22 protein-coding genes, 2 tRNA genes and 1 pseudogene are annotated in these 21095 nt (G+C 63.6%); 16 read left to right on the top strand and 9 right to left on the bottom strand.

Features of this window, described 5'->3' with window-relative positions; genetic code table 11:
* The first annotated feature begins 211 nt into the window (after nucleotides 1-211).
* The 7 genes and pseudogenes from AAXE93_RS09700 to AAXE93_RS09730 all read left to right on the top strand — a co-directional run.
* Nucleotides 212-370, top strand: coding sequence for a hypothetical protein (locus tag AAXE93_RS09700; protein ID WP_390130358.1), 159 nt, complete (start codon nucleotides 212-214; stop codon nucleotides 368-370).
* A gap of 85 nt (nucleotides 371-455) precedes the next feature.
* Nucleotides 456-713 carry a hypothetical protein gene (locus AAXE93_RS09705; RefSeq protein ID WP_115131921.1) on the top strand — a complete coding sequence of 86 codons (258 nt, stop codon included), beginning with the start codon at nucleotides 456-458 and terminating at the stop codon, nucleotides 711-713.
* Between the two features lie 110 nt (nucleotides 714-823).
* Nucleotides 824-1291, top strand: coding sequence for a ribosome maturation factor RimP (gene rimP / locus AAXE93_RS09710; protein ID WP_390130360.1), 468 nt, complete (start codon nucleotides 824-826; stop codon nucleotides 1289-1291).
* 54 nt (nucleotides 1292-1345) lie between these two features.
* The gene (nusA, locus tag AAXE93_RS09715) at nucleotides 1346-2749 is read left to right on the top strand and encodes a transcription termination factor NusA (RefSeq protein ID WP_390130362.1); all 1404 of its coding nucleotides are present in this window, start codon (nucleotides 1346-1348) and stop codon (nucleotides 2747-2749) included.
* Nucleotides 2746-3024 (top strand): YlxR family protein, encoded by a 279-nt coding sequence (locus AAXE93_RS09720; protein ID WP_114989435.1) that lies wholly within the window; start codon nucleotides 2746-2748, stop codon nucleotides 3022-3024. The genes nusA and AAXE93_RS09720 overlap by 4 nt, the downstream gene beginning before the upstream one ends.
* A gap of 69 nt (nucleotides 3025-3093) precedes the next feature.
* Nucleotides 3094-6429, top strand: a complete 3336-nt coding sequence (infB, locus tag AAXE93_RS09725; RefSeq protein WP_390130365.1) for a translation initiation factor IF-2 — start codon at nucleotides 3094-3096, stop codon at nucleotides 6427-6429.
* 14 nt (nucleotides 6430-6443) lie between these two features.
* A pseudogene (locus AAXE93_RS09730) lies at nucleotides 6444-7004 on the top strand (low-complexity tail membrane protein); the annotation flags it as partial.
* A gap of 567 nt (nucleotides 7005-7571) precedes the next feature.
* On the opposite strand, the gene AAXE93_RS09735 reads toward AAXE93_RS09730, so the two are convergent.
* Nucleotides 7572-7847 (bottom strand): DUF3493 domain-containing protein, encoded by a 276-nt coding sequence (locus tag AAXE93_RS09735; protein WP_115131855.1) that lies wholly within the window; start codon nucleotides 7845-7847, stop codon nucleotides 7572-7574.
* Nucleotides 7848-7890: 43 nt separating this feature from the next.
* Here AAXE93_RS09735 and AAXE93_RS09740 point away from each other — a divergent pair.
* Nucleotides 7891-7963, top strand: a tRNA-Thr gene (locus tag AAXE93_RS09740).
* A 67-nt stretch (nucleotides 7964-8030) separates the two neighbouring features.
* Here AAXE93_RS09740 and AAXE93_RS09745 read toward each other — a convergent pair.
* Nucleotides 8031-8489: a hypothetical protein gene (locus AAXE93_RS09745; protein WP_390130367.1), complete on the bottom strand. Its 459-nt coding sequence runs from the start codon at nucleotides 8487-8489 to the stop codon at nucleotides 8031-8033.
* 191 nt (nucleotides 8490-8680) lie between these two features.
* Nucleotides 8681-9046, bottom strand: a complete 366-nt coding sequence (locus AAXE93_RS09750; protein WP_390130369.1) for a hypothetical protein — start codon at nucleotides 9044-9046, stop codon at nucleotides 8681-8683.
* Nucleotides 9047-9296: 250 nt separating this feature from the next.
* On the opposite strand from AAXE93_RS09750, the gene AAXE93_RS09755 reads away from it, so the two are divergent.
* The 4 genes from AAXE93_RS09755 (at nucleotide 9297) to AAXE93_RS09770 (ending at nucleotide 13457) form a co-directional block, all read left to right on the top strand.
* The gene (locus AAXE93_RS09755; protein ID WP_390130371.1) at nucleotides 9297-9923 is read left to right on the top strand and encodes a succinate dehydrogenase cytochrome b subunit; all 627 of its coding nucleotides are present in this window, start codon (nucleotides 9297-9299) and stop codon (nucleotides 9921-9923) included.
* The gene (locus tag AAXE93_RS09760; RefSeq protein ID WP_390130373.1) at nucleotides 9920-11839 is read left to right on the top strand and encodes a fumarate reductase/succinate dehydrogenase flavoprotein subunit; all 1920 of its coding nucleotides are present in this window, start codon (nucleotides 9920-9922) and stop codon (nucleotides 11837-11839) included. Before AAXE93_RS09755 ends, AAXE93_RS09760 begins: the two co-directional genes overlap by 4 nt.
* Nucleotides 11836-12564, top strand: a complete 729-nt coding sequence (locus AAXE93_RS09765; RefSeq protein WP_390130375.1) for a succinate dehydrogenase/fumarate reductase iron-sulfur subunit — start codon at nucleotides 11836-11838, stop codon at nucleotides 12562-12564. The genes AAXE93_RS09760 and AAXE93_RS09765 overlap by 4 nt, the downstream gene beginning before the upstream one ends.
* 113 nt (nucleotides 12565-12677) lie before the next feature.
* On the top strand, nucleotides 12678-13457 hold the full coding sequence (locus AAXE93_RS09770; RefSeq protein ID WP_390130377.1) for a prohibitin family protein: 780 nt from the start codon (nucleotides 12678-12680) through the stop codon (nucleotides 13455-13457).
* Nucleotides 13458-13476: 19 nt separating this feature from the next.
* On the opposite strand, the gene AAXE93_RS09775 is transcribed toward AAXE93_RS09770, so the two are convergent.
* From AAXE93_RS09775 to AAXE93_RS09795, 5 genes are all read right to left on the bottom strand, one after another.
* Entirely contained in the window at nucleotides 13477-13749 is a 273-nt protein-coding gene (locus AAXE93_RS09775) for a hypothetical protein (protein WP_390130379.1), read from the bottom strand.
* Nucleotides 13750-13967: 218 nt separating this feature from the next.
* Entirely contained in the window at nucleotides 13968-14156 is a 189-nt protein-coding gene (locus tag AAXE93_RS09780; RefSeq protein WP_115080922.1) for a hypothetical protein, read from the bottom strand.
* Nucleotides 14157-14222: 66 nt separating this feature from the next.
* The gene (gene gluQRS / locus AAXE93_RS09785; protein ID WP_390130381.1) at nucleotides 14223-15107 is read right to left on the bottom strand and encodes a tRNA glutamyl-Q(34) synthetase GluQRS; all 885 of its coding nucleotides are present in this window, start codon (nucleotides 15105-15107) and stop codon (nucleotides 14223-14225) included.
* Nucleotides 15108-15169: 62 nt separating this feature from the next.
* Entirely contained in the window at nucleotides 15170-15445 is a 276-nt protein-coding gene (locus AAXE93_RS09790) for an HU family DNA-binding protein (RefSeq protein ID WP_006850925.1), read from the bottom strand.
* Between the two features lie 133 nt (nucleotides 15446-15578).
* The gene (locus AAXE93_RS09795; RefSeq protein ID WP_115010048.1) at nucleotides 15579-16238 is read right to left on the bottom strand and encodes an MBL fold metallo-hydrolase; all 660 of its coding nucleotides are present in this window, start codon (nucleotides 16236-16238) and stop codon (nucleotides 15579-15581) included.
* Nucleotides 16239-16279: 41 nt separating this feature from the next.
* On the opposite strand from AAXE93_RS09795, the gene AAXE93_RS09800 reads away from it, so the two are divergent.
* Nucleotides 16280-18385, top strand: a complete 2106-nt coding sequence (locus AAXE93_RS09800; RefSeq protein ID WP_390130384.1) for a glycogen debranching protein — start codon at nucleotides 16280-16282, stop codon at nucleotides 18383-18385.
* Between the two features lie 4 nt (nucleotides 18386-18389).
* Here AAXE93_RS09800 and AAXE93_RS09805 read toward each other — a convergent pair.
* Nucleotides 18390-18460 (bottom strand) — tRNA-Gly (locus AAXE93_RS09805).
* 131 nt (nucleotides 18461-18591) lie between these two features.
* On the opposite strand from AAXE93_RS09805, the gene AAXE93_RS09810 reads away from it, so the two are divergent.
* The 3 genes from AAXE93_RS09810 to AAXE93_RS09820 are packed head-to-tail and all read left to right on the top strand — an operon-like array spanning nucleotide 18592 to nucleotide 21088.
* A complete protein-coding gene (locus AAXE93_RS09810) occupies nucleotides 18592-19920 on the top strand; it encodes an MFS transporter (RefSeq protein WP_390130667.1) in 1329 nt (442 codons plus the stop codon).
* Nucleotides 19917-20666: an MlaE family ABC transporter permease gene (locus tag AAXE93_RS09815; protein ID WP_390130386.1), complete on the top strand. Its 750-nt coding sequence runs from the start codon at nucleotides 19917-19919 to the stop codon at nucleotides 20664-20666. Before AAXE93_RS09810 ends, AAXE93_RS09815 begins: the two co-directional genes overlap by 4 nt.
* Nucleotides 20663-21088: a DUF3119 family protein gene (locus tag AAXE93_RS09820; RefSeq protein ID WP_390130388.1), complete on the top strand. Its 426-nt coding sequence runs from the start codon at nucleotides 20663-20665 to the stop codon at nucleotides 21086-21088. Before AAXE93_RS09815 ends, AAXE93_RS09820 begins: the two co-directional genes overlap by 4 nt.
* Nucleotides 21089-21095 lie beyond the last annotated feature (7 nt).

Below are 21095 nucleotides of genomic sequence, written 5' to 3' on the forward strand. Positions count from 1 at the left end.
TTCGCATGCGTGCACTTCTGGCTCCAGCGGCAGCTCTGCTTGCCCTGGCTGGCCCGGTTGCCCTCACCCCTCAAGCCTCCGCGGAGAGCACAACTCTCAAGGCGGTGATCTTTTAGGAGGTCAAGCCGCTATATCAAAAAGCAGATGCCGGCTACGAAGGCCTCGGGGTTGACGTTCTTGAACAGATCCGGTCCAGGCCAAGCGCCGCAAGGTGGACTACCGGGTGGCCAAGTCGGTGAACGACGGCATCGGCGCCGTGATCACCGGCCGGATGTTCGGCCCCTTCCAGCAGGAGCAGGGCAAGAGCATCAGCCAAGTGAATTTCAGGATCGGCGCCAATAAGGATCCACTGGCCATTGGATTCAGTTAACGCATTTCCGTTCAGGGCTGCCACTGATCGCACAACGGCTCTTGAATCCACTGCTTAGGGTCAGGCCGTTTTGTGGGCTTCACTCTTGAGCGAATCCGCCGCTTCACAACGCTGTGAGCTCTGCCAGGTCGTGATCGAAGACCGCCCTGGCCTTTCCGATGTGGTGACGTTCAGCAATGGCCCCCAGGGCAGCCGCAGCAAACTCTGGAGCCGCGTCTGCCAGTACGTGACCGATCCGGAGCGTCGACGCCTCTGCATCAATCAGGATTCCGACGGGCGCGGCGCTGAACAGCCGGGCGACGCCTTTCCCGATGCACCGGCCATCGATCTGGGCAACAGCTGACGGCGGGCAGACGGTCCCGTACATTGAAGGTGTGTCCGACGGGCATCTCCCTGCGGGAGATCGGTCACAACTGAAATGCACGTCGGGCCGACGTCAGCCCTCAGTTCGCGTTGCCTCATCCTCTGCTTCCGGATCTCGAAACGCTGGTCACCGATGTGGCCGCCAGCAAAGGCTTTGCCCTTTGCGGCATTCAGCTGCTCACCCACATGAGCCCGATGACCCTGGAAGTGCAGATCCGCCACAGCGGTGGAGCGGATGTGAGCCTTGATGACTGCGCCGGTTTCAGTGGCGTGCTGGGAGATGCCCTTGAGGCCTCCACCCTGCTCACTGACGCGTATGTTCTGGAGATCAGCAGTCCCGGCATCGGCGACCAGCTGTCCAGCGATCGCGACTTTGAAACCTTCCGTGGGTTCCCCGTGGAGATTCATCACCGCGACAATGACGACAGCGAGCAACGCCTGGAGGGCCTCTTGCTCGAACGCGACGCCGACACGCTGCAGATCAACATTCGCGGACGAATCAAACGGATTCCCCGGGATTGCGTGATCGGTGTCCGCCTCACGAGTCCAGGCAGCTGAACCCAGCGTTCACACCCCTGCAACCGCTCCTTTCTTTTCCCCTTACCCAACGCGATGGCTCTCGTCCTGCTTCCCGGTCTCAGCAACCTGATCGACGACATCAGCGAAGAGAAGAAGCTGCCGCCCCAGGTGGTGGAGGCGGCCCTGCGGGAGGCCCTGCTGAAGGGCTATGAGCGCTACCGGCGCACCCTATACATCGGCATCAGCGAAGACCCCTTTGATGAGGAGTACTTCAGCAACTTTGACGTTGGCCTCGACCTTGAGGAGGAGGGCTACCGAGTTCTCGCCAGCAAGATCATTGTTGATGAGGTGGAGAGCGAAGATCACCAGATCGCGATCGCCGAGGTGATGCAGGTCGCCGATGACGCCCAGGTGGGCGACACGGTGGTGCTGGATGTCACCCCAGAGAAAGAGGACTTCGGCCGGATGGCCGCCGCCACCACCAAGCAGGTGCTGGCCCAGAAGCTACGGGATCAGCAGCGCCGCATGATCCAGGAGGAATTCGCTGATCTGGAGGATCCGGTGCTGACGGCCCGGGTGATCCGCTTCGAGCGCCAGTCGGTGATCATGGCGGTCAGCTCAGGCCTGGGCCGTCCGGAAGTGGAGGCCGAACTCCCCCGGCGCGATCAACTGCCCAACGACAACTACCGCGCCAACGCCACCTTCAAGGTGTTCCTGAAAGAGGTGAGCGAAGTGCCCCGCCGGGGACCACAGCTGTTTGTCAGCCGCTCCAATGCCGGTTTGGTGGTCTACCTGTTCGAGAACGAAGTTCCCGAAATTCAGGAAGGGTCCGTTCGGATCGTGGCCGTTGCCCGTGAGGCCAATCCCCCCTCCCGTTCCGTGGGCCCCCGCACCAAGGTGGCCGTCGACAGCATCGAACGCGAGGTGGATCCCGTCGGCGCCTGCATCGGCGCCCGCGGCTCCCGCATTCAGCAGGTGGTGAACGAACTGCGTGGAGAAAAAATCGACGTGATCCGCTGGTCGCAGGATCCGGGCCAGTACATCGCCAACTCCCTCAGCCCCGCTCGGGTGGAAATGGTGCGCCTGGTGGATCCCGTGGGCCAGCACGCCCATGTGCTGGTGCCCCCCGATCAGCTGAGCCTGGCCATCGGCCGCGAAGGCCAAAACGTTCGTTTGGGCGCCCGACTCACCGGCTGGAAGATCGACATCAAGAACTCCACCGAATACGACCAAGAGGCAGAGGATGCCGTGGTGGCAGAGCTGATCTCCCAGCGGGAGGAGGAGGAAGCCCTCCAGCAGCAAGCCGAAGAACGACTGGCCGCCGAACAGGCCGCTCGGGCGGAAGAGGATGCACGCCTGCGGGAGCTGTATCCGCTTCCCGAAGACGAAGAGGAGTACGGCGAGGAGCAGGCAGAGCAGGAGTTCGAGGCCGAGGCTGAAATAACGGACGCAGCGGCTGAGGCCGATGCCGAGCCCGATCAGGAGCAGGTCCGGTGAGTGACCGCCCCGTCCTGCGTCGCTGCGTGGCCTGCCGCCAGCTCTTGGATCGCCGCCAACTCTGGAGGGTGATCCGCGACCATCAGGACGGAGTTCTCCTCGATAAGGGGATGGGCCGTTCGGCCTATCTCTGCCGCGAGGAGAACTGCCTTGAGGAGGCGACCCGTCGCAAGCGTCTGCAGAAAGCTCTGCGTTGTCAGGTGCCCGAAACAGTGCTTGCGGTGTTGAAACAGCGGCTTAACCAAAGCGTTGGTGAATCCGCTGAGGCAGACTGAACATTGGCCCCACCTTGTGCGAGGCCACCGCGGCATTCCATGCCCGGACCGATCGGAGACCCGAACTGAATGACCAGCAGCGGCAAAGTCAGAATTTACGAGCTGTCCAAGGACCTCGGCCTTGAGAACAAGGACGTGCTGGATGCGGCTGAAAAGCTGTCGATCGCTGCGAAGAGCCACAGCAGCTCGATCAGTGACGCTGAAGCCGGAAAGATCCGTTCGCTCCTCGGCAAAGGCGGGAATGGTGCGAAACCCGCTGGCGCGGCCCCTGCCAAGCCCGCATCTGGCAAGGCCATCCTCTCGGTGAAGAAAGCGGCCCCCGCCGCGCCAAGCAAGCCCGCCCCAACGGTGAGCAAACCGGTCGCCAAGCCTGTGGCTGCCAAGCCCGTGGTCGCCAAACCGCAGGCGGCCCCGAAGCCTCCCGCAGCGGCCACGCCCAAACCGGTCATCAGCAGGCCAGCGGCTGCACCGGTGAAAGCCTCAGCAGCACCGGCGCGGCCCGCCGCTCCTCAGACCCCCCCCGCAGCCCCGGCGCGGCCGACGGCGGCAAAACCCGTTCCACGACCTGCCGCGGCTAAGCCGCAGGTTGTCAGCAAGCCGGCTGCAGGAAAACCGGAACTGGTGAGCAAGCCCAAGGCTGCTGCCAAACCCACGGCACCCACGCCGCGACCCACACCGGCTCGCCCGACGCCGCGACCTGCAGGGGCTGGAAGTCCAGCACGACCCACCCCTAGCCAGGGGCAGCCCAAGCCACAGATCATCCGCGCAGGCGCTCCATCTAGGCCCGGCGCACCAACCCGGGCCGGTGCCCCCACAAAGCCTGGTGCACCCTCACGGCCCACTCCGAGGCCTGAACTGGTGGGCAAACCCGTGCCCCGCCGTCCGGCAGGCACTGGCGTGCCTCAACGCCAGGGCAGTCCAAGCCGCCCAGGAGCCCCCACCCGACAGGGTCGCCCCGGGATGCCTCCCCGCAGCGGCAACACCCTGGAACTGGTCGGCAAGCCGATTCGTCGTGACGGCAGTAGTACAGGTAGCGGCCGTCCTGGTGCACCCACCCGTCCGGGAGCTCCTGGACGTCCCGGCATGCCTGCTGGAATGCGCAAACCGGTGGCTCCCGGTGAGCTCATGCAGCTGCAGAAGCCTGTCGGCAGGCCAGCAGCGCCGGCACCCCGCCGTCCGGATGCATCCACCAAAGCCGGTGCAGGTGCAGGAACGGCCACCCCGCCCGTGGCGCGTCCGAATGCCCCCTCAGCGCCCCGCCGTCCCAGCTTCCGTCCGGGTGGCCCTGGTGGCCAGCGGCGGCCTGGCCGTCCCGACTGGGATGACAGCGCACGGCTCGATGCTCTGCGCAGCCGCTCGCCGCAGAAGCAGCGCCAGAAGGTGCATATCATCGGTGAGAACGATGATTCCCTGGCGGCACAGACCGGCGGCTTCGCCGGCGAACAGGAGAACATGGTTCTCTCGGCGAGCCTGGCTCGTCCCGCCAAGCCCAAGTCGCAGCAGCGCACCGCACCCAAGCCGGTGGCGGCGATGCGCAAGCGCAAGAAGGAAACCGCCCGCCAGCGTCAGCGCCGGCGTGCCATGGAGCTGCGGGCAGCTCGGGAAGCCAAGCAGGTGCGTCCCGAAATGATCGTGGTGCCGGAGGACAACCTCACGGTGCAAGAACTGGCGGACATGCTGAGCGTCGAAAGCTCAGAGATCATCAAATCCCTGTTCTTCAAAGGGATCATCGCCACGGTCACCCAGACCCTGGACATGCCCACGATCGAGGCCGTTGCCGACGAATTCGGCGTGCCGGTGCTGCAGGACGACGTGGAGGAGGCGGCCAAGAAGACCGTCGAAATGATCGAAGAGACCGACAAGGCTCACCTGATCCGACGTCCGCCCGTGGTCACCGTCATGGGCCACGTCGACCACGGCAAAACCAGCCTGCTGGATGCCATCCGTCAGGCCCGCGTCGCTGCGGGTGAGGCCGGCGGCATCACCCAGCACATCGGTGCGTATCAGGTTGAGATCGAGCACAACAACGAGCAGCGCAAGCTCACCTTCCTGGACACTCCGGGCCACGAAGCCTTCACGGCCATGCGAGCCCGCGGCACCAAGGTGACCGACGTGGCTGTGCTGGTGGTGGCTGCTGATGACGGCGTCCGCCCCCAGACCCTGGAAGCCATCAGCCACGCCCGGGCCGCTGAAGTGCCGATCGTGGTGGCGATCAACAAGATCGACAAGGAAGGCTCATCGCCCGAGCGGGTGAAGCAGGAGCTGTCTGAGCAGAACCTGCTGGCGGAAGACTGGGGCGGCGATGTGGTGATGGTGCCGGTGAGCGCCATCAAGGGCGAAAACATCGACAAGCTGCTGGAGATGCTGCTGCTGGTCACCGAAGTCGAAGACCTCCAGGCCAACCCGGATCGTCTGGCCCGCGGCACCGTGATCGAGGCCCACCTCGACAAGGCCAAAGGCCCTGTGGCCACTCTGCTGGTGCAGAACGGCACCCTCAAGACCGGCGACGTCGTCGCCGCTGGTCCGGTGCTGGGCAGGGTCCGCGCCATGGTGGACGACAACCGTCAACGCCTCAAGGAAGCGGGCCCCTCCTTTGCTGTGGAGGCCCTGGGCTTCAGCGAGGTGCCCACCGCCGGTGACGAGTTCGAGGTGTACCCCGACGAGAAATCGGCCCGGGCCGTGGTGGGCGATCGCGCCTCCGATGCCCGCGCCACCCGTCTTGCTCAGCAGATGGCGTCACGACGCGTCTCGCTCACGGCCATGTCCGGCCAGGCCAATGACGGTGAGCTGAAGGAACTCAACCTGATTCTCAAGGCCGACGTTCAAGGCTCCGTGGAAGCCATCCTCGGATCGCTCGAGCAGCTGCCCAAGGATGAGGTTCAGGTGCGGGTGCTGCTGTCGGCACCTGGCGAGATCACCGAAACCGACGTCGACCTGGCCGCCGCCTCCGGCGCGGTGATCGTGGGCTTCAACACTTCCATGGCCTCCGGCGCCAAGAAAGCGGCGGATGCCACCGGGGTGGATGTGCGCGACTACGACGTGATCTACAAGCTGCTGGAAGACATCCAGTTGGCGATGGAAGGTCTGCTGGAGCCGGAACTAGTGGAAGAAGCCCTGGGCGAAGCCGAGGTGCGCGCCGTCTTCACCATCGGCAAAAGCGCCGTTGCTGGCTGTTATGTCACCACCGGCAAGCTGCATCGCAACTGCCGGGTGCGGGTGCACCGCGGAAAACAGGTGGTCTACGAGGGCGACCTCGACTCCCTGCGTCGCAACAAGGACGACGTCAAGGAAGTGGCCACGGGCTTCGAATGCGGTGTCGGCACCGATCGGTTCGCCAACTGGGAAGAGGGCGATCGCATTGAAGCCTTCAAGATGGTCACCCAACGCCGCAAACTCACCACCTGACCCCGCAAGCGATCGTGCAGCCCCGCAGCGAGCCCCTGCTCTGGCTTCAGTGCCTGGCCCTTGGAGCCATTCCCCTGGAGCTGCTGCTGATCCGCCTGGTTCTGGCCGGCGCGGATCCGGGTCCTGTTCCCGGTGTAGAGCGATTCCTGATCTGGGGGGTGGGGGTCCTGGCCCCAGCTGTCGCGTTGTGGCGACGGCCCGCCGACTGGGGATCTCTGCTGTTCGTGCGTCAGCCGTTGGCCAGCCGCAACAGCGATCAACTCCGCATCAGTGCATCCCAAGGCGGCTTGAGCAGCCGCGCCGCTGTGGTAATCGCCGCAGTCATCCTGTTGCCCGTGCTCTGGTGGATGGACGATTCAGCGGTGCTGGCGAGTGAATTTTCCCCGGTGTCGGGACAATCCCGTCTGGTCACCCTGTTGCTGGTCAGCCCATTGCTGGCCTTGATGGTCTGGCAGGGGCAGCAGCTGATTCAAGCCGCAGCGCTGTTGCTTGGATCACCAGCAACCGTCGCCCCTGCCGATTCGGCTTTTCGTGCTGATGCTCTGGCAACGCAACGCACCAGCCTGGGCCTGCAGTTGCTCAACCTCCCTGGCCTGGAGTGGCCGGAGCCTGCAGTGGAGCCGATCAAGCAAGAGCCCGACAAGGCCATCGGGGTGGACGACACCGCGTCGAAGACAGACGACAGCACTGATCAAGCCACTACTGATCAAGCCAGCACTGACAACGAGGCACCCGATGGGGAGAGTGCAGCCGTCCATCCAGTTACGGCTGCAGTGTCTGACGAAGCTGATCCCGAAACCGCTCCTGAGCCCGTCGTTGCCGAGGCTCAAGCTGAAGAGGCTGCTCCAACAAGCGATCAGGACGCCGATGAGGGCATGGACGTGGAAGACACCACGCCGAAACAGAGCGACAGCACGGAAGACATCAGCGCCTCCGACATCAGCCCTGACAACGAAGAGCCAGACGACGAGGCACCGGACAACCAAGAGCCAGACGGCGAAAGTTCAGCCATCAACACCGCGACGGCTGAAGAGTCTTATGTCGTCGAGTCCGAAGCGCTGGAAGCGGTCGATGCAGAGGATCAAGACGGCATGTCGGAAGACGACGACGCTGACGACATCCGTGCGGTTGACGCCAACCAATCAAGCGTCGCTGCTGCTGCTGCCTCTGTTGCGGTCGAACCAGAGCAGACCGGAGAAGAGCAGGAGAGCACCCCCCTGGATGCCGAAGTCAGCCAGATCGACGGTGTCGCCGGCGGAAGCACGGAAAGCCATCGTGAACAGACCGAGTCCAGCGGAAGCAAAGAGAGCGAACCAGACGAGCCGTCTGAGCCCACGCCAGGGGGTCTGTGATTCCTTGAGCAACCGTTCCCGCAGGGCGGGATCCAGGCCAGATTTGGGGCGGGGATTATCGGGCAAACGTCCAAGTTGGATTCAGAGCAAATGTTAAATTGCTTGTGACGCCGATGTAGCTCAGCCGGTAGAGCAACGCTTTCGTAAAGCGTGGGTCGCCTGTTCAAGTCAGGTCATCGGCTTTTTAAGCAGTGACGCATTGAATCAGCCGAATTCAATGCATATCTAATTAACACATATCCTCTTCAATCACGAAGACGAGCAGAGATCATTCCCACTGGTGATCCTTCCACTGAGAAGATCATTCCAGGGAACAATCCAGTGAGCTGGATTCACATCAGCCAACACTTCAGCCGCCTCAGGATTCTGAAGCACCAGGATCCTTCGCGACCGCAGTTTGAGCTGGCGCCTTAACCAGGGCGTCATGATCGCTTCTTCAACAAGGCGCTGGTACGAGCCATCGGCGATCACCCGTTCAAAACCGGTCTGAATCGCGGCTGCCAGCTCCGTGTTCTCTGGAGCCACATAGAAGAAACCCGCAAAGGGATAAACAATCAACAGATGGGGATCCAGCAGCATCTGCGGGTACAACGACCTCACCACGGAAGCCTCCGCTTCAAGTTCCGCCACACCGCGGGGAAACAACTGCACCCGGTTGTCATTCACCAAGCGCAGCAATTTTTCCGACCGGGCGGTGTAGGCGCGCAACCCAGCACGATCGAAAATTTCAACATCACTCCAGCCCCTTGGTCTGCGATTCCGTTATCTCGGTGCGGGATGGTTCAGTCACGGAATGATCATGAAAATGGCGAGCAGCGTGATGCCCACATAGCTGGGCAAGAGCAACACGCGCAACACCTGGGAAACGCGCTCGTTGAGAACAATCAGATGGCTGTCAATCAACTCATCAGCCGCCAACGTTTGACCACGGCCGAACGCACCCGGTAGAGGTTCCATGCGCCGGCCGCGGTTTGCTCGTGGCTCACCCGCTCAAACCGCTGAATGTCGCCGTCGTAGATCCCGTTGAGGATCATCAGCTGATCACTGGGATCAGCCTGCGTATCACCGGCCCAGGTCGTCCAGAGCAACATCTCCACAGAGAAAAGGTCCTGCAGGAGATCGATATCGCTGATGTTGGTGACGTAGGCACCGATCCGAAGCGGCGGCCCTGCTGGTTCCACCCGCTCCACCGGGGCCGACCCCCAGTCGATCGGAGTGGGCCTCGGGTCGACATCGGCCTTGGCGCTCCATCCCAAATGCGCCATCGACAGGCTGAGCGCGCAGGCCAGAGCAACCCAGACAAGCCGCCATGTCCAACGACGGGACCTCAGCCTCACGCCAGCCAGCGTTCACAACCTCCCCACGATGACAAGGTTGAACGACGGCGACCAGCACGGAACCAGCCTTTTCCACGATCTGAATACGATTGGACTGGGAATCAATGACGACCCTGATGTCGAAACAACGCGTCGATCGCAGGTATCGTCCCAGCCGAAATCCTGTGGCCTGGGGTTCATGCAGGATCCAACCTTGATGCGCATTGGCTCGGCCATCAGCGGGTTGCTGCTGGTGCTGTTTCTGGTGGTTCATCTGGCCGGTTTGTTGCCCGCGCTGATGGCACCGGTGCAGTTCGAGCACTACGCCACGGCCCTGCATCACCAGCCATGGCTGCCGGTGTTGGAGGTCGGCCTGGCCGCCACCGCAGTCGTGCATCTGAGCTGCACCATTGCAAAAACGCTGCGGAATCAAGGTGCTGGGAACACGGCGGCGCTGCGTAGCCGTCGAGGTCGTCCGCTGGACGCTCTGGCCAGTCGCAGCAAGATGGCGGCCGGTGTGATCACCCTTGGATTTCTGGCCCTGCATCTGCAACAACTGCGCTGGCCACGCCCGAGCGATGGGCTGGAGCGGGAGCTGCTGCAGCAGGTGCTGCTGCAGCCGATCAACCTGGTGGTTTATGCCGCCGGCAGCCTGGCCATTGGCCTGCATCTGCTCCACGGCGCGGAAGCAGCCCACCGCAACCTGGGTCTACTCAACCCGGCCAACAGCCCCAGCATCCGCTGGGGAGGTCGCCTCTTGGCGTCGGGAATCGGGGGAGGCTACCTGCTGATCAGCCTGGGACTGGCCCTTGGAGGGTTGGCATGACAAAGGGCCTGCCTGATCCCAGGATTCCCGCCGGGCCGCTCGCCGATGCCTGGCGACGGACCCGCGAAGGACTGCCGCTGATCAGCCCTCTGCGCAAAGGGCAGATGGATGTGCTCGTGGTGGGCACCGGCCTGGCGGGAGCTTCCGCCGCGGCGACTCTGGCGGAACAGGGCTACCGGGTCACGGTGCTCAGCTTTCACGACAGCCCGCGGCGTGCCCATTCGGTGGCGGCCCAGGGGGGCATCAATGCCGCACGTTCTGTGGCGGTGGATGGCGACAGCGTCAGCCGCCTGTTCGCCGACACCCTCAAAGGAGGCGACTTCCGCGCCCGTGAAGCGGGCTGCCAGCGGCTGGCGGAAATCAGCAGCGGCATCATCGATCAATGCGTGGCCCAGGGGGTGCCGTTCGCACGCGAATACGGCGGCAGCCTGGCCACCCGCAGTTTTGGCGGGGCCCTGGTGAGCCGCACCTTCTATGCCCGGGGGCAGACCGGTCAGCAATTGCTTTATGGCGCCTACCAGGCCTTGATGCGCCAGGTGGAGCTGGGCCGCGTTCAACTGCTCACCCGCCGGGACGTGCTAGAGCTGATCACAGTGGATGGGGTGGCCCGTGGCGTGGTGGCGCGCCATCTGCTGAGTGGTGAGCTGGAGGTGCACACCGCCCGCACCGTTCTGCTCTGCACCGGCGGTTACAGCAACGTCTACTTCCTCTCCACCAACGCACTGAAGTCGAACACCAGTGCGATCTGGAGGGCCCACCGCAAAGGGGCGCTGTTCGCCAATCCCTGCTTCACCCAGATCCATCCCACCTGCATTCCCAGTGGCGATGTCTTCCAGAGCAAGCTGACGCTGATGAGCGAAAGCCTGCGCAACGACGGGCGGGTCTGGCTGCCCACGAATCCCGGCGAGACACGCCAACCCGATGCGATACCGGAAGAGGAACGCGACTACTTCCTCGAGAGGCTTTATCCCACCTACGGCAACATGACGCCGCGGGACGTCGCCTCAAGGCGGGCCAGAGAACTCTGCAACGCGGGGCGGGGTGTTGGCCCAGGGGGACGCTCGGTTTACCTCGACCTCACCGATGCCATCAGAGCCGAAGGCAAAGACGCCATTGCGGCCCGCTACGGCAACTTGATGACGATGTACGAGCGCATCAGTGGCGATGACCCGTACAAGAAGCCGATGCGGATCTACCCCGCCCCCCACTACACAATGGGCGGCCTCTGGGTGGACTACCACCTGATGAGTTCCATCCCCGGCCTGTTTGTTCTGGGGGAAGCGAACTACTCTGAACATGGCGCCAACCGCCTGGGCGCAAGCGCCCTGATGCAAGGGCTCGCCGATGGCTACTTCATTGCGCCGTCCACGGTCACAGCCTGGCTTGCAGGCAACTCTGCGCAGGATGTAGCCACCGATCACCCGGCCTGCCGCGAGGCCTTGGAGAGCACCCACCGCCGCATCAGCCAATTGATCAACAGCTCAGGCAGCACCCCGGTGGACAACTTCCATCGCGAGCTGGGCAGCGTGATGATCGACCGCTGCGGCATCAGCCGCAATGCCGATGGTCTGCGGGAGGGGCTGGAACAGGTGAAGACGCTGGAGGAGAGGTTCGAGGCCGAAGTGCGGGTGCCCGGCGAAGCCAGCGGCCCCAATGCCGAGCTGGAGAAAGCGCTGCGGGTTAAAGACTTCTTCGGCCTGGCCCAGCTGATGCTGCGGGATGCCCTGGCCCGGGAGGAGTCGTGCGGGGCCCACTTCCGCGAGGAACACCAAAGTGATGAGGGCGAAGCCCGACGGGATGACGTGAACTTCGCCCACATCGCCGCCTGGGAGCACAACACCAACGGTGAGCCGATCCGCCACAGCGAACCGCTGCAGTTCACCGCGCTGCAACCCAGCACCCGGAGCTACAAATGAAACTCACCCTGCGCATCTGGCGGCAACGCAGCGCCGATCAACCCGGTGGTTACCAGAGCCATCAGATGGAGAACGTCTCCCCCAACCTCTCCCTGCTGGAGGTCCTCGATCAGCTCAACGAACAACTGATCAGCGCCGGAGAACGGCCGGTGAGCTTCGAGCACGACTGCCGCGAAGGCATCTGCGGCAGCTGCGGCTTCCTGGTTAACGGCCAGGCCCATGGCCCTCGGGCCGCCACCTCCGTATGCCAGCTCTACCTGCGGGAGTTCAACGATGGTGCGGTGCTGACCCTGGATCCCTGGCGCGCCAACGCCTTCCCTCCGATCCAGGATCTGATGGTGGACCGCTCCGCCTTTGACCGGATGATCGCCGCCGGCGGCTACTGCTCAACGGGCACTGGCCAGGCTCCCGATGGCAACGCCCTGCCCGTGGGCCGGGAGCAAGCCACCAGCGCCTTCAGCACGGCAACCTGCATCGGTTGTGGCGCCTGCGTCGCCAGTTGCCGCAATGCCTCGGCAAGCCTGTTCGTGGCCGCCAAGCTGGCGCACTTGGGGCAACTGCCGCAGGGGCAACCGGAACGGGCCAGCCGCGCCGACGCCATGCAACGCCAGATGGAGGCCGAGGGCTTCGGCAGCTGCAGCAGCAACCTCGAATGCGAGGCGGTCTGTCCCCAGGAGATTTCCGCAGACTGGATCAGCTGGATGCACCGAGAATGCAGAAGCTGACTGAGCCAAAACACCACAATCGCTGCTGCGTCAGCCCAGAGATCATCAGAAACTTTTTGCCAATAACCCACAACAAATCACTACTGTTTTAAGGATCGACGCAAGCCAAAAGCATGCAATCCAACCCCCAGCCGGAGCAGATCACCAAAACAGTGGTGGGCGTGACCACGGTTTTCATTGGAGGCATTGCTCTGCTCTCCAGCGTGTTTGTTGTTCCCGCTGGTGAAGTTGGCGTGGTCACCACCCTTGGCAAAGTCTCCAACACGCCAAGAGAGCCGGGATTGAACCTCAAACTTCCGTTCATTCAGTCGACCCATAATTTCAGCGTCAGAACGCAGGTCATCCCCGAAAAATTTTCAACACTCACCAAAGACCTGCAGGTGATCGAAGCCACAGCAACGGTGAAATATGCGGTCAAGCCCGGAGAAGCCCCCAGGATCTACAGCACGATTGCCACCGATGACTCTGCGATTTACGCCAGGGTGATCCAGCCATCCCTGCTGAAATCACTGAAATCGGTGTTCTCGAAGTATGAACTCGACACCATCGCCACCGACTGGAACAACATTTCCACCCTTGTGCAAGAAAGCGTCTCCAATGAGCTGAGCAAATTCGACTATGTGGCCGTTAAAGGCCTGGACATCACGGGCCTCAAGATTGCTGAGGAATACCGAGCGGCCATCGAGCAGAAGCAGATCGCGCAACAGCAGCTTCTACGCGCCAAAACCGAGGTTCAGATCGCCGAGCAGGAGGCCCTGAAGTTTCAGACCTTGACCCGCTCGCTCAATGACAGCGTTCTCTACAAGCTGTTCCTCGACAAGTGGGACGGAAAAACAAAGGTTGTTCCGCCCATTCGTGGGGGCAGCACGCCACCGGTGATTGTTGGCCGATAACGGGATGCAACTGGATGCGTCAGAGCCCAGCGCAGCCGCAGGTCGCCGCCTGCAGGTCAGCAATGGCCTCGGCGCCACGGCCCGCCCGCAGCTGCTGCATCACCAGATCCGCCTGAACCCCCAACAGCAGGGTCTGGCAGGGATAGGCACTGCTGGCTGACGCCTGTTGCTGCAGGGCCTCCGCCTCGACCAAAGCCTGTTCACAGAGCTGAGGCTGATGGCCCTCCAAGCAGCGCCTGGCTCGGGCCTGAAAGGCTGCCAAGGGCGATGCACGCACCACAGGGGCCGCCATGGCGAGGAGCAGCAGGACTGTGACGGAGCGCGCGAGCAGGGCTCAGGGGGGCGATTTGCTGAGATGATGCCTCAACTTCGACCCATCGCCCCGCCGTGTACACCGACTGGACCGCCATTGCCCTGCTGCTGTTCACCGCGGTGCCGCTGTTGATAGTTGTGGCGACGGCCACCTACTTCGTGATCCAGAACGATCAGAAGACTCCCCTGGGCTGAGGATCAAGCCAGGGGCCGGGTAGGACAGCTGAGTTTGGCCAGACCTGGGGTGTTGATGGGCTGGTGGTTCAACGGTGCCGACTGCACCGCTGAACTGATCTGACCGGTCCCCAGACAGACGATGCAGGTGCGGAAGCGGTCCCCCGACACCCGCTGCATCCCACTGCCTCCACAGACGGTGCACGTGCACATGATCCCAAGGATCAGACGATGAATTCAGTGTGGGTGGAAAACCCGCCGCTGATCCCGAAGTGTTCCTTAAGAAATCACTGCATTGATCTCTTGCTGCGTCAAGTGTTCGAGCAACTCTGTTGCACTCAGGCGCGCACCAGGATCCAGCAGCTGAAGCCCTGAGGCCAAGCGACCAATCACCGCAGCCGCATCGAGCCCCGCGGCACGGAGCGGTTCCAGGCCGGAACTGGCCTCACGCTTGGACAGTTTTTGGCCGCTGGCATCACAAAGCAGCGGCCCATGCCGGAACTGGGGCGGTGATTCACCTAGGGCCGCAAAAACACTTCGCTGGGCTGGCAGGGCCTCGCGCAGATCAGCACCACGCACCACATCGGTGATGCCGAAGCTGAGTTCGTCGATCACGGTGGCGAGCTGGTAGGCGATGAAGCCATCGGCTCGCCGCACCACCACATCGCCACTGCCGTGGGGATCGTCATCAGTCACCCGCAGGCGCCAACTGGGGAGCCGCTGCTGCTGCCAGCCCCAGTGGTGCCCAGCCGTCCGGCAGACGCCGGGATAGATCGGCTGACCGGCAAGCTGCCTTCGGGAGCAGCGACAGGCGAACAACCATCCGGATCGGCGCAACCACGACAACCAGGAGTGGTAGATGCCACGCCGTTCGCTCTGGAGAAGCACCGGTCCATCCCATTCCAGACCCAGCCAGCGCAAATCGCTTTGGATCGCCTCGATGGCACCGGCGCGGTTGCGCGGCGCATCGAGGTCATCGATGCGCAGCAACCAAGTACCACCGGCCTGACGGGCCGCCAACCACGAGAGCAGAGCCGTTTGCAGGTTGCCGAGGTGGAGCACCCCCGTGGGAGATGGGGCGAAACGGCCGCGGTAGCCACCGGCGGCTGCCAAGGATCGCCCCCGCTCCAGATGCTGTTGCAGATGCTCCGGAAGTTCCTTCATCTGAACAGCCATCAAAAAAGGCGACCCACTGGGCCGCCCGGAGAACGAGGTTGAGGCGCTGATCAGCCCTGAACGCGGTCCTTGAACATCTTGCCGGCGGTGAAGGCGGGAACGCGCTTGGCGGGAATCGCGATCTTCTCGCCGGTCTTGGGGTTCAGACCCTGACGGGCGGAACGCTCACGGGGCTCAAAGGAACCGAAACCGAGGATGGACACCTTCTTGCCTTCCACCACGGAGTCGATGATCGTGTCGATGGCGGCGTCGACAACCATGGAAACGTCGGTCTTGGTGAGCTCGGTGCGAGCAGCCACCAGATTCACCAGATCAGCTTTGTTCATTGGTTAGAGAGAGTCGGGGGGCGGGAGACGGCTCAGATACGGCGTCGTGGGCTCGCCGCTGCCTTCCCCAAGCGGCCCAATCGTATGGAGAGCAACCGGTTGCTGCAAGCGAAACGTGTTGTGCCGCAACGCTTTAGCTATTGTCCGCCGCATCGCTCCAACCGCTGAAGGGCACGAGCCGCTCCCCACGCAAGGCACCAAGCGCAGCCCCAGAAAGCAGTTGGGGACTGGCATCTGAAGGAATCCAATCCCTGAGCCTGGCCAAGCTGTTCAGCTGTCTGGGCCAGTGGAATGTGCGGGCATGGCGCATCGGCGCGAGCTGACCCGGAGCCCATGGCGTCAGCAAACGCCCGCAGAACAACAGTTCATTTGGTGCTGGGGCGAACACCACACAGCTCCCCGGCGTCGGCCCCGGCGTCCACAACAGCCGCAAACCACTCACCGTGGTGTGTTCCTCGGCAAAGGTGTCCAACGGCTCCACATTGGGCAGGAGATAGGCCTCCTGTTCCTGCACCAGCACCGGCCATCCCAGGCGCTCCTGAACGCGACGCAAGCGCCCATGGCCTTCTCGGCTGGTGAGCAGGATCCTCGGGCTGCGGGTTCCCGCCAGCTGGCGCAGAGCCGTGAGGCTGGCCTCCGTCAACGGCGGGCAGTCCACCAGCACGGGCTCGGGATCCAGATCCAGCCACCAGGAGCTGCCGCCCTGGCTGTCGCGGTTGGGCGGAAACAACCAGAGGTCGTCACGCAGCTGCTGCGGCGGCCGGCCGGCCTCAAGTGTGGTGGTCATCGCCATTGGTTCAAAACAACGGACCAAACCACTAGTTTGAAGTCGAGATGCCCCAACGGGCCTTGAGTGGCATTCACCCCGGTTCTCCCTGGCCCCTGGGCAGCAGCCTCACCCGACGAGGTGTGAACTTTGTGCTGGCGGCCCCCGGGGCCGACCGCATTGAATTGCTGCTCTACAGCAACGGCAACGATCGCAGCCCGGAGCGGGTGATCGAACTTGACGGTCGACGTCACCGCTCGGGCGACTACTGGCACGTGGAAGTGGAGGGGGTCGGCGAAGGCTGCTGTTACGGCTACCGGGTCTTCGGGCCGCTGGCGCCGGGGGGCCATGGCTTCCAGCCCTCCAAGGTGCTGCTGGACCCCGCCGCCCGTGCCATCAGTGGGTGGGACGTCTACGACCGGGTGCTGGCCACCGGCCCCTCACCCAACGCCCATGCCTGCCTCAAGGCGGTGGTGTGCGAACGGGATCTGTTCGACTTTCAGGCCCATCCGCGCCCGCGCCACAGCTGGCAACGCACGGTGATCTACGAGCTGCACGTGGGGGGCTTCACCCGCCGTGAGGATGCCGGGGTCGCCGTGGAACACCGCGGCACCTACCTGGGCTTGATCGAGAAGTTGCCCTATCTCAAGGAGCTGGGCATCACGGCGGTGGAGTTGCTGCCGGTGTTCTGCTTCGACCCGGCCGATGCCCCCCCGGGCCGCGACAACGTATGGGGGTACAGCCCCCTGAGCTGGTTCACACCCCACCACGGCTACTGCAGCAGTAGCGATCCGTTGCAGGCCCGCCATGAGGTGCGCCAGCTGGTGGCCGCCTGCCATGACGCCGGCATCGAAGTGCTGCTGGATGTGGTCTACAACCACACCACCGAGGGCAATCGACATGGCCCCACCCTGAGCTGGCGAGGTTGTGCCGACAACGTCTACTACCACCAAAACGAGGACGGCGACTATCAGGATGTGAGCGGCTGCGGCAACTCGATCGCCGCCAATGCGCCGATCAGCACCCAACTGATCCTCGAGTCGATGCGCTGCTGGGCCCTGGAACTGGGGGTGGATGGCTTCCGCTTCGATCTGGGCATTGCCCTCAGCCGCGGCGACCAGCTCAAACCCCTGAATGAGCCGCCCCTGTTCGCGGCAATGGAGGCGGACCCGCAGCTGAGTGATCTCAAATTGGTGAGCGAACCGTGGGACTGCGGCGGTCTTTATCGGCTGGACGACTTCCCCGCCAAGCGGATCGGCACCTGGAACGGCCATTTCCGCGACGGGGTGCGGCGCTTCTGGAAAGGGGACGACCACAGCACCTGGAGCCTGGCCCAGCGGTTCAAGGGCAGTCCCGATCTCTATGACGGCAAGCCCGTGGCCCTGGGGCGTTCGGTGAACTTCATCACCGCCCACGACGGCTTCACCCTGGCGGATCTGGTGAGCTACAACCGCAAGCACAACCTGGCCAACGGCGAAGACAACCGCGACGGCGAGAACCACAACAACAGCTGGAACCACGGCATCGAAGGCCCCAGCAGCAACCCCCTAGTGCAAAGCCTGCGGCGGCGTCAGCAACGCAACCTGCTCAGCTCGCTGCTGCTGGCCCGTGGCGTGCCGATGCTGCTGATGGGCGATGAAGTGGGCCGCAGCCAAGGGGGTAACAACAACAGCTGGTGCCAGAACAGCCCCCTGGGCTGGATGGTCTGGAATGAAGACCAGTGCGACCTGGAGCTGAAGCAATTTCTGCAGCGGCTGCTGCGGCTGCGCCAGTGCTTGCCGCAACTGTTCAATCCCTTGGTGCCGCCACGGGAAAGCAACCGCAAATCAGCGGAACAACCATCGGAGCAGCGCAGCGATCTCTGGCGTCAATGGCACGGGGTGAACCTGGCCAAACCCGACTGGGCCGCCTGGAGCCGCACGACGGCCACCAGCCTCCACCGCGGCAGCCGCGGGGCGCTGCTGTGGATGGGCTTCAACGCCTACAAGGAAAGCCTCAGCTTTGAGTTGCCGGTTCCGGCCTCCCCCTGGAAACGGGTGATCGACACCTCATTGCCAAGCCCCAAGGATTTCCCAGCCGAGCCAGCCAGCTTCAGCGGCGTTGAGATTCCCTTGCAGAGCCGGAGCTTCGTGCTGCTGCTCGCCGAGGAGGAAACCTCAGGCCTGCGGTTGTGATCAGAGCGGGTGACGGGAATCGAACCCGTGTCATCAGCTTGGAAGGCTGAGGTCTTACCATTACACAACACCCGCGTAGTACAAACGAACCACTGCCCCAATGGCTGGTGGTGTCGTGAGCACGCATTCATTATGGCAATCCGCCTGCCCGAAGCCTCCGCGTGACACCGACCGACGCATCCCTGCAGGGATCCCGCCGCAGGCTGATGCTGGCCTACGGCCTGGGCGACGCCGGCACCGGACTTGCCGCCACTCAGCTGGGCTTCTACCTCTTTCCGTTTTTCATCTGCGCCGCTGGCCTGCCGGCCTTCATCGCCGGCTCTCTGCTCACGGTGAGCAAGGTGTGGGACGCGCTGAATGATCCGTTGATCGGCTGGCTCAGCGATCACACCCACAGCCGCTGGGGCCCGCGCCTGCCCTGGATGCTGACCGCAGCCCTGCCGCTGGGCATCAGCCTGACGGCGATGTGGTGGGTGCCCCCGGGCGACAGACTGCAGCGCACCACGTATTACGCGGTGATGGCGGTGTTGCTGATGACCGCCTACACCAGTGTCAACCTGCCCTACGCGGCCCTCAGCACCGAACTCACGCCGGACACCGCCATTCGCACCCGCCTGAATGCGGCGCGGTTCACCGGATCAATCCTGGCGGGCCTGAGCGGACTGATCGTGGCTTCGGTGGTGCTCACCGACGGAGGTGGGGGCTACCTGGCCATGGGCCGGATCACCGGCAGCATCGCCGCCACCACCACGCTGCTCTGCTGCTGGGGGCTGGCCCCCTACGCCAAGCGGGCCCAACGGCCGGTGCCCAACAACGAACCGCCGATGCAGCAGCTGAAGCGGGTGATGGCCAACCCCCGTTTCCGCCAGGTGCTGGGGCTGTATTTGCTGCTCTGGTTTGGCTTGCAACTGATGCAGGTGGTGGCCCTGATCTGGCTGGTGCAGGTAGTGCATGTGCCCGCCAACCTCTCCACCTGGATCCTGTTGCCTTTCCAGATCGCCGCCCTGCTGGGGCTTCAGCTCTGGAGCAACCTCAGCAACCGCATCGGCCGCGTCGCCACCCTGCGCTGGGGCGCGGGGCTGTGGATCAGCGCCTGCCTGATCTCAATGCTGTTCCCGCCCCTGGCGGCGGATCCCGGCCCGCTGCAGCTGCTGCCACTGGTGGGGCTGATCGCCCTGGTGGGGGTGGGAGCAGCGACGGCCTATCTGATCCCCTGGTCGCTGCTGCCCGATGCGATCGACGCTGATCCGAGCAAACCCGCCGGGCTTTACACCGCCTGGATGGTGTTCGGCCAGAAGCTGATCATCGGCCTGACCATGTCGGTGTTCGGCAGCCTGCTCTCGCTCACCGGCTACATCTCCGCCAAGGGGGGCAACTGCAGCGGAGCACTGAGTTTCATCGAACAGCCGGATTCAGCCCTGCTGGCGATCCGCCTCTGCATGGGTCTGATTCCCGCCATCCTTGTGCTGCTTGGCCTTGTGGTGATGCGAGGCTGGCCCGACCGTGGAGCCCACCTGCAGAAGGCCGCCGGATGAACACGCCCCGTTCCATCAAACGCCTGGGCACCAGCCTGCTGATCGGAGGCCAGGCCGTGGCCGCCACCCTGCGCGGCCGCATCAATCGGGGAGAGCTGTTTGAGCAAATGCTGGAGGCCGGCCCCGGCAGCCTGCTGATCGTGCTGATCATCTCGGTGGCCGCCGGCTCGGTGTTCAACATTCAGGTGGCCGCAGAACTCACCCGCCAGGGAGCGGGATCAACGGTGGGCGGCATCCTGGCGATCGGCCTGGCACGGGAGATCGCACCCATGCTCACCTCCTGCCTGCTGGCCGGCAAGGTGGCCACCGCCTACGCGGCCCAGCTGGGCACGATGAAGGTGACCGAACAGATTGATGCGATCACCATGCTGCGCACCGACCCGGTGGAGTACCTGGTGGTGCCCCGGATGATCGCCATGGTGGTGATGGCACCGGTGCAGTGCTTCTTCTTCTTCTTCGTGGCGGTGTGGTCGGGCCAACTCACCAGCACGGCCCTCTACAACATCCCGCCGGCGGTGTTCTGGACCTCGGTGCAGACCTGGATGAACCCGCTGGACCTGCCGTTCATGCTGGTGAAAGCCCTGGTGTTCGGGCTGATCATCGCCACGGTGGCCTGCGGTTGGGGCCTGACCACCCGCGGCGGTCCCAAGGAAGTGGGCACCAGCACCACCGGCGCTGTGGTGATGATCCTGATCCTGGTGGCCTTGATGGATGTCGTTCTCACCCAGGCGCTGTTCGGAGCATGAGTTCAACCCCCTCCCCCGTCACCCTCAAGCCAGACGTGCGGCTACCGCTGCTGGTGGTGGCCCTTGGCCTGGCACTGCTGCCTCTGCCGCTTTCGCCCTGGCCCACCTTGGTGGTGGTGTTGTTCGGCCTGTTTTTGCTGATCCAGAGCGCCAGCCTGCGCTTGGAATTCAAGGAAGACGCTCTGATCGTGTGGCAGAACAGCCGCGAGCTGCGGCGTTTCCCCTACGACCAATGGCTGAGCTGGCAGCTGTTCGCCCCCTGGCTTCCGGGCCTGTTTTATTTCCGCGAAACCCAGAGCATTCACTTCCTGCCGATCCTGTTCAGCCCCAAGGAGCTGCGGGAACAGCTGGAACTACGGGTGGGAGCGCTTGAAGTACCGAAAGATGACCCCGAAGACAAAACGAATAATAGCGAGCAGTAGCACGATT

The sequence above is a fragment of the Synechococcus sp. HIMB2401 genome, assembly GCF_042883245.1.
Taxonomy (GTDB): Bacteria; Cyanobacteriota; Cyanobacteriia; order PCC-6307; family Cyanobiaceae; genus Parasynechococcus.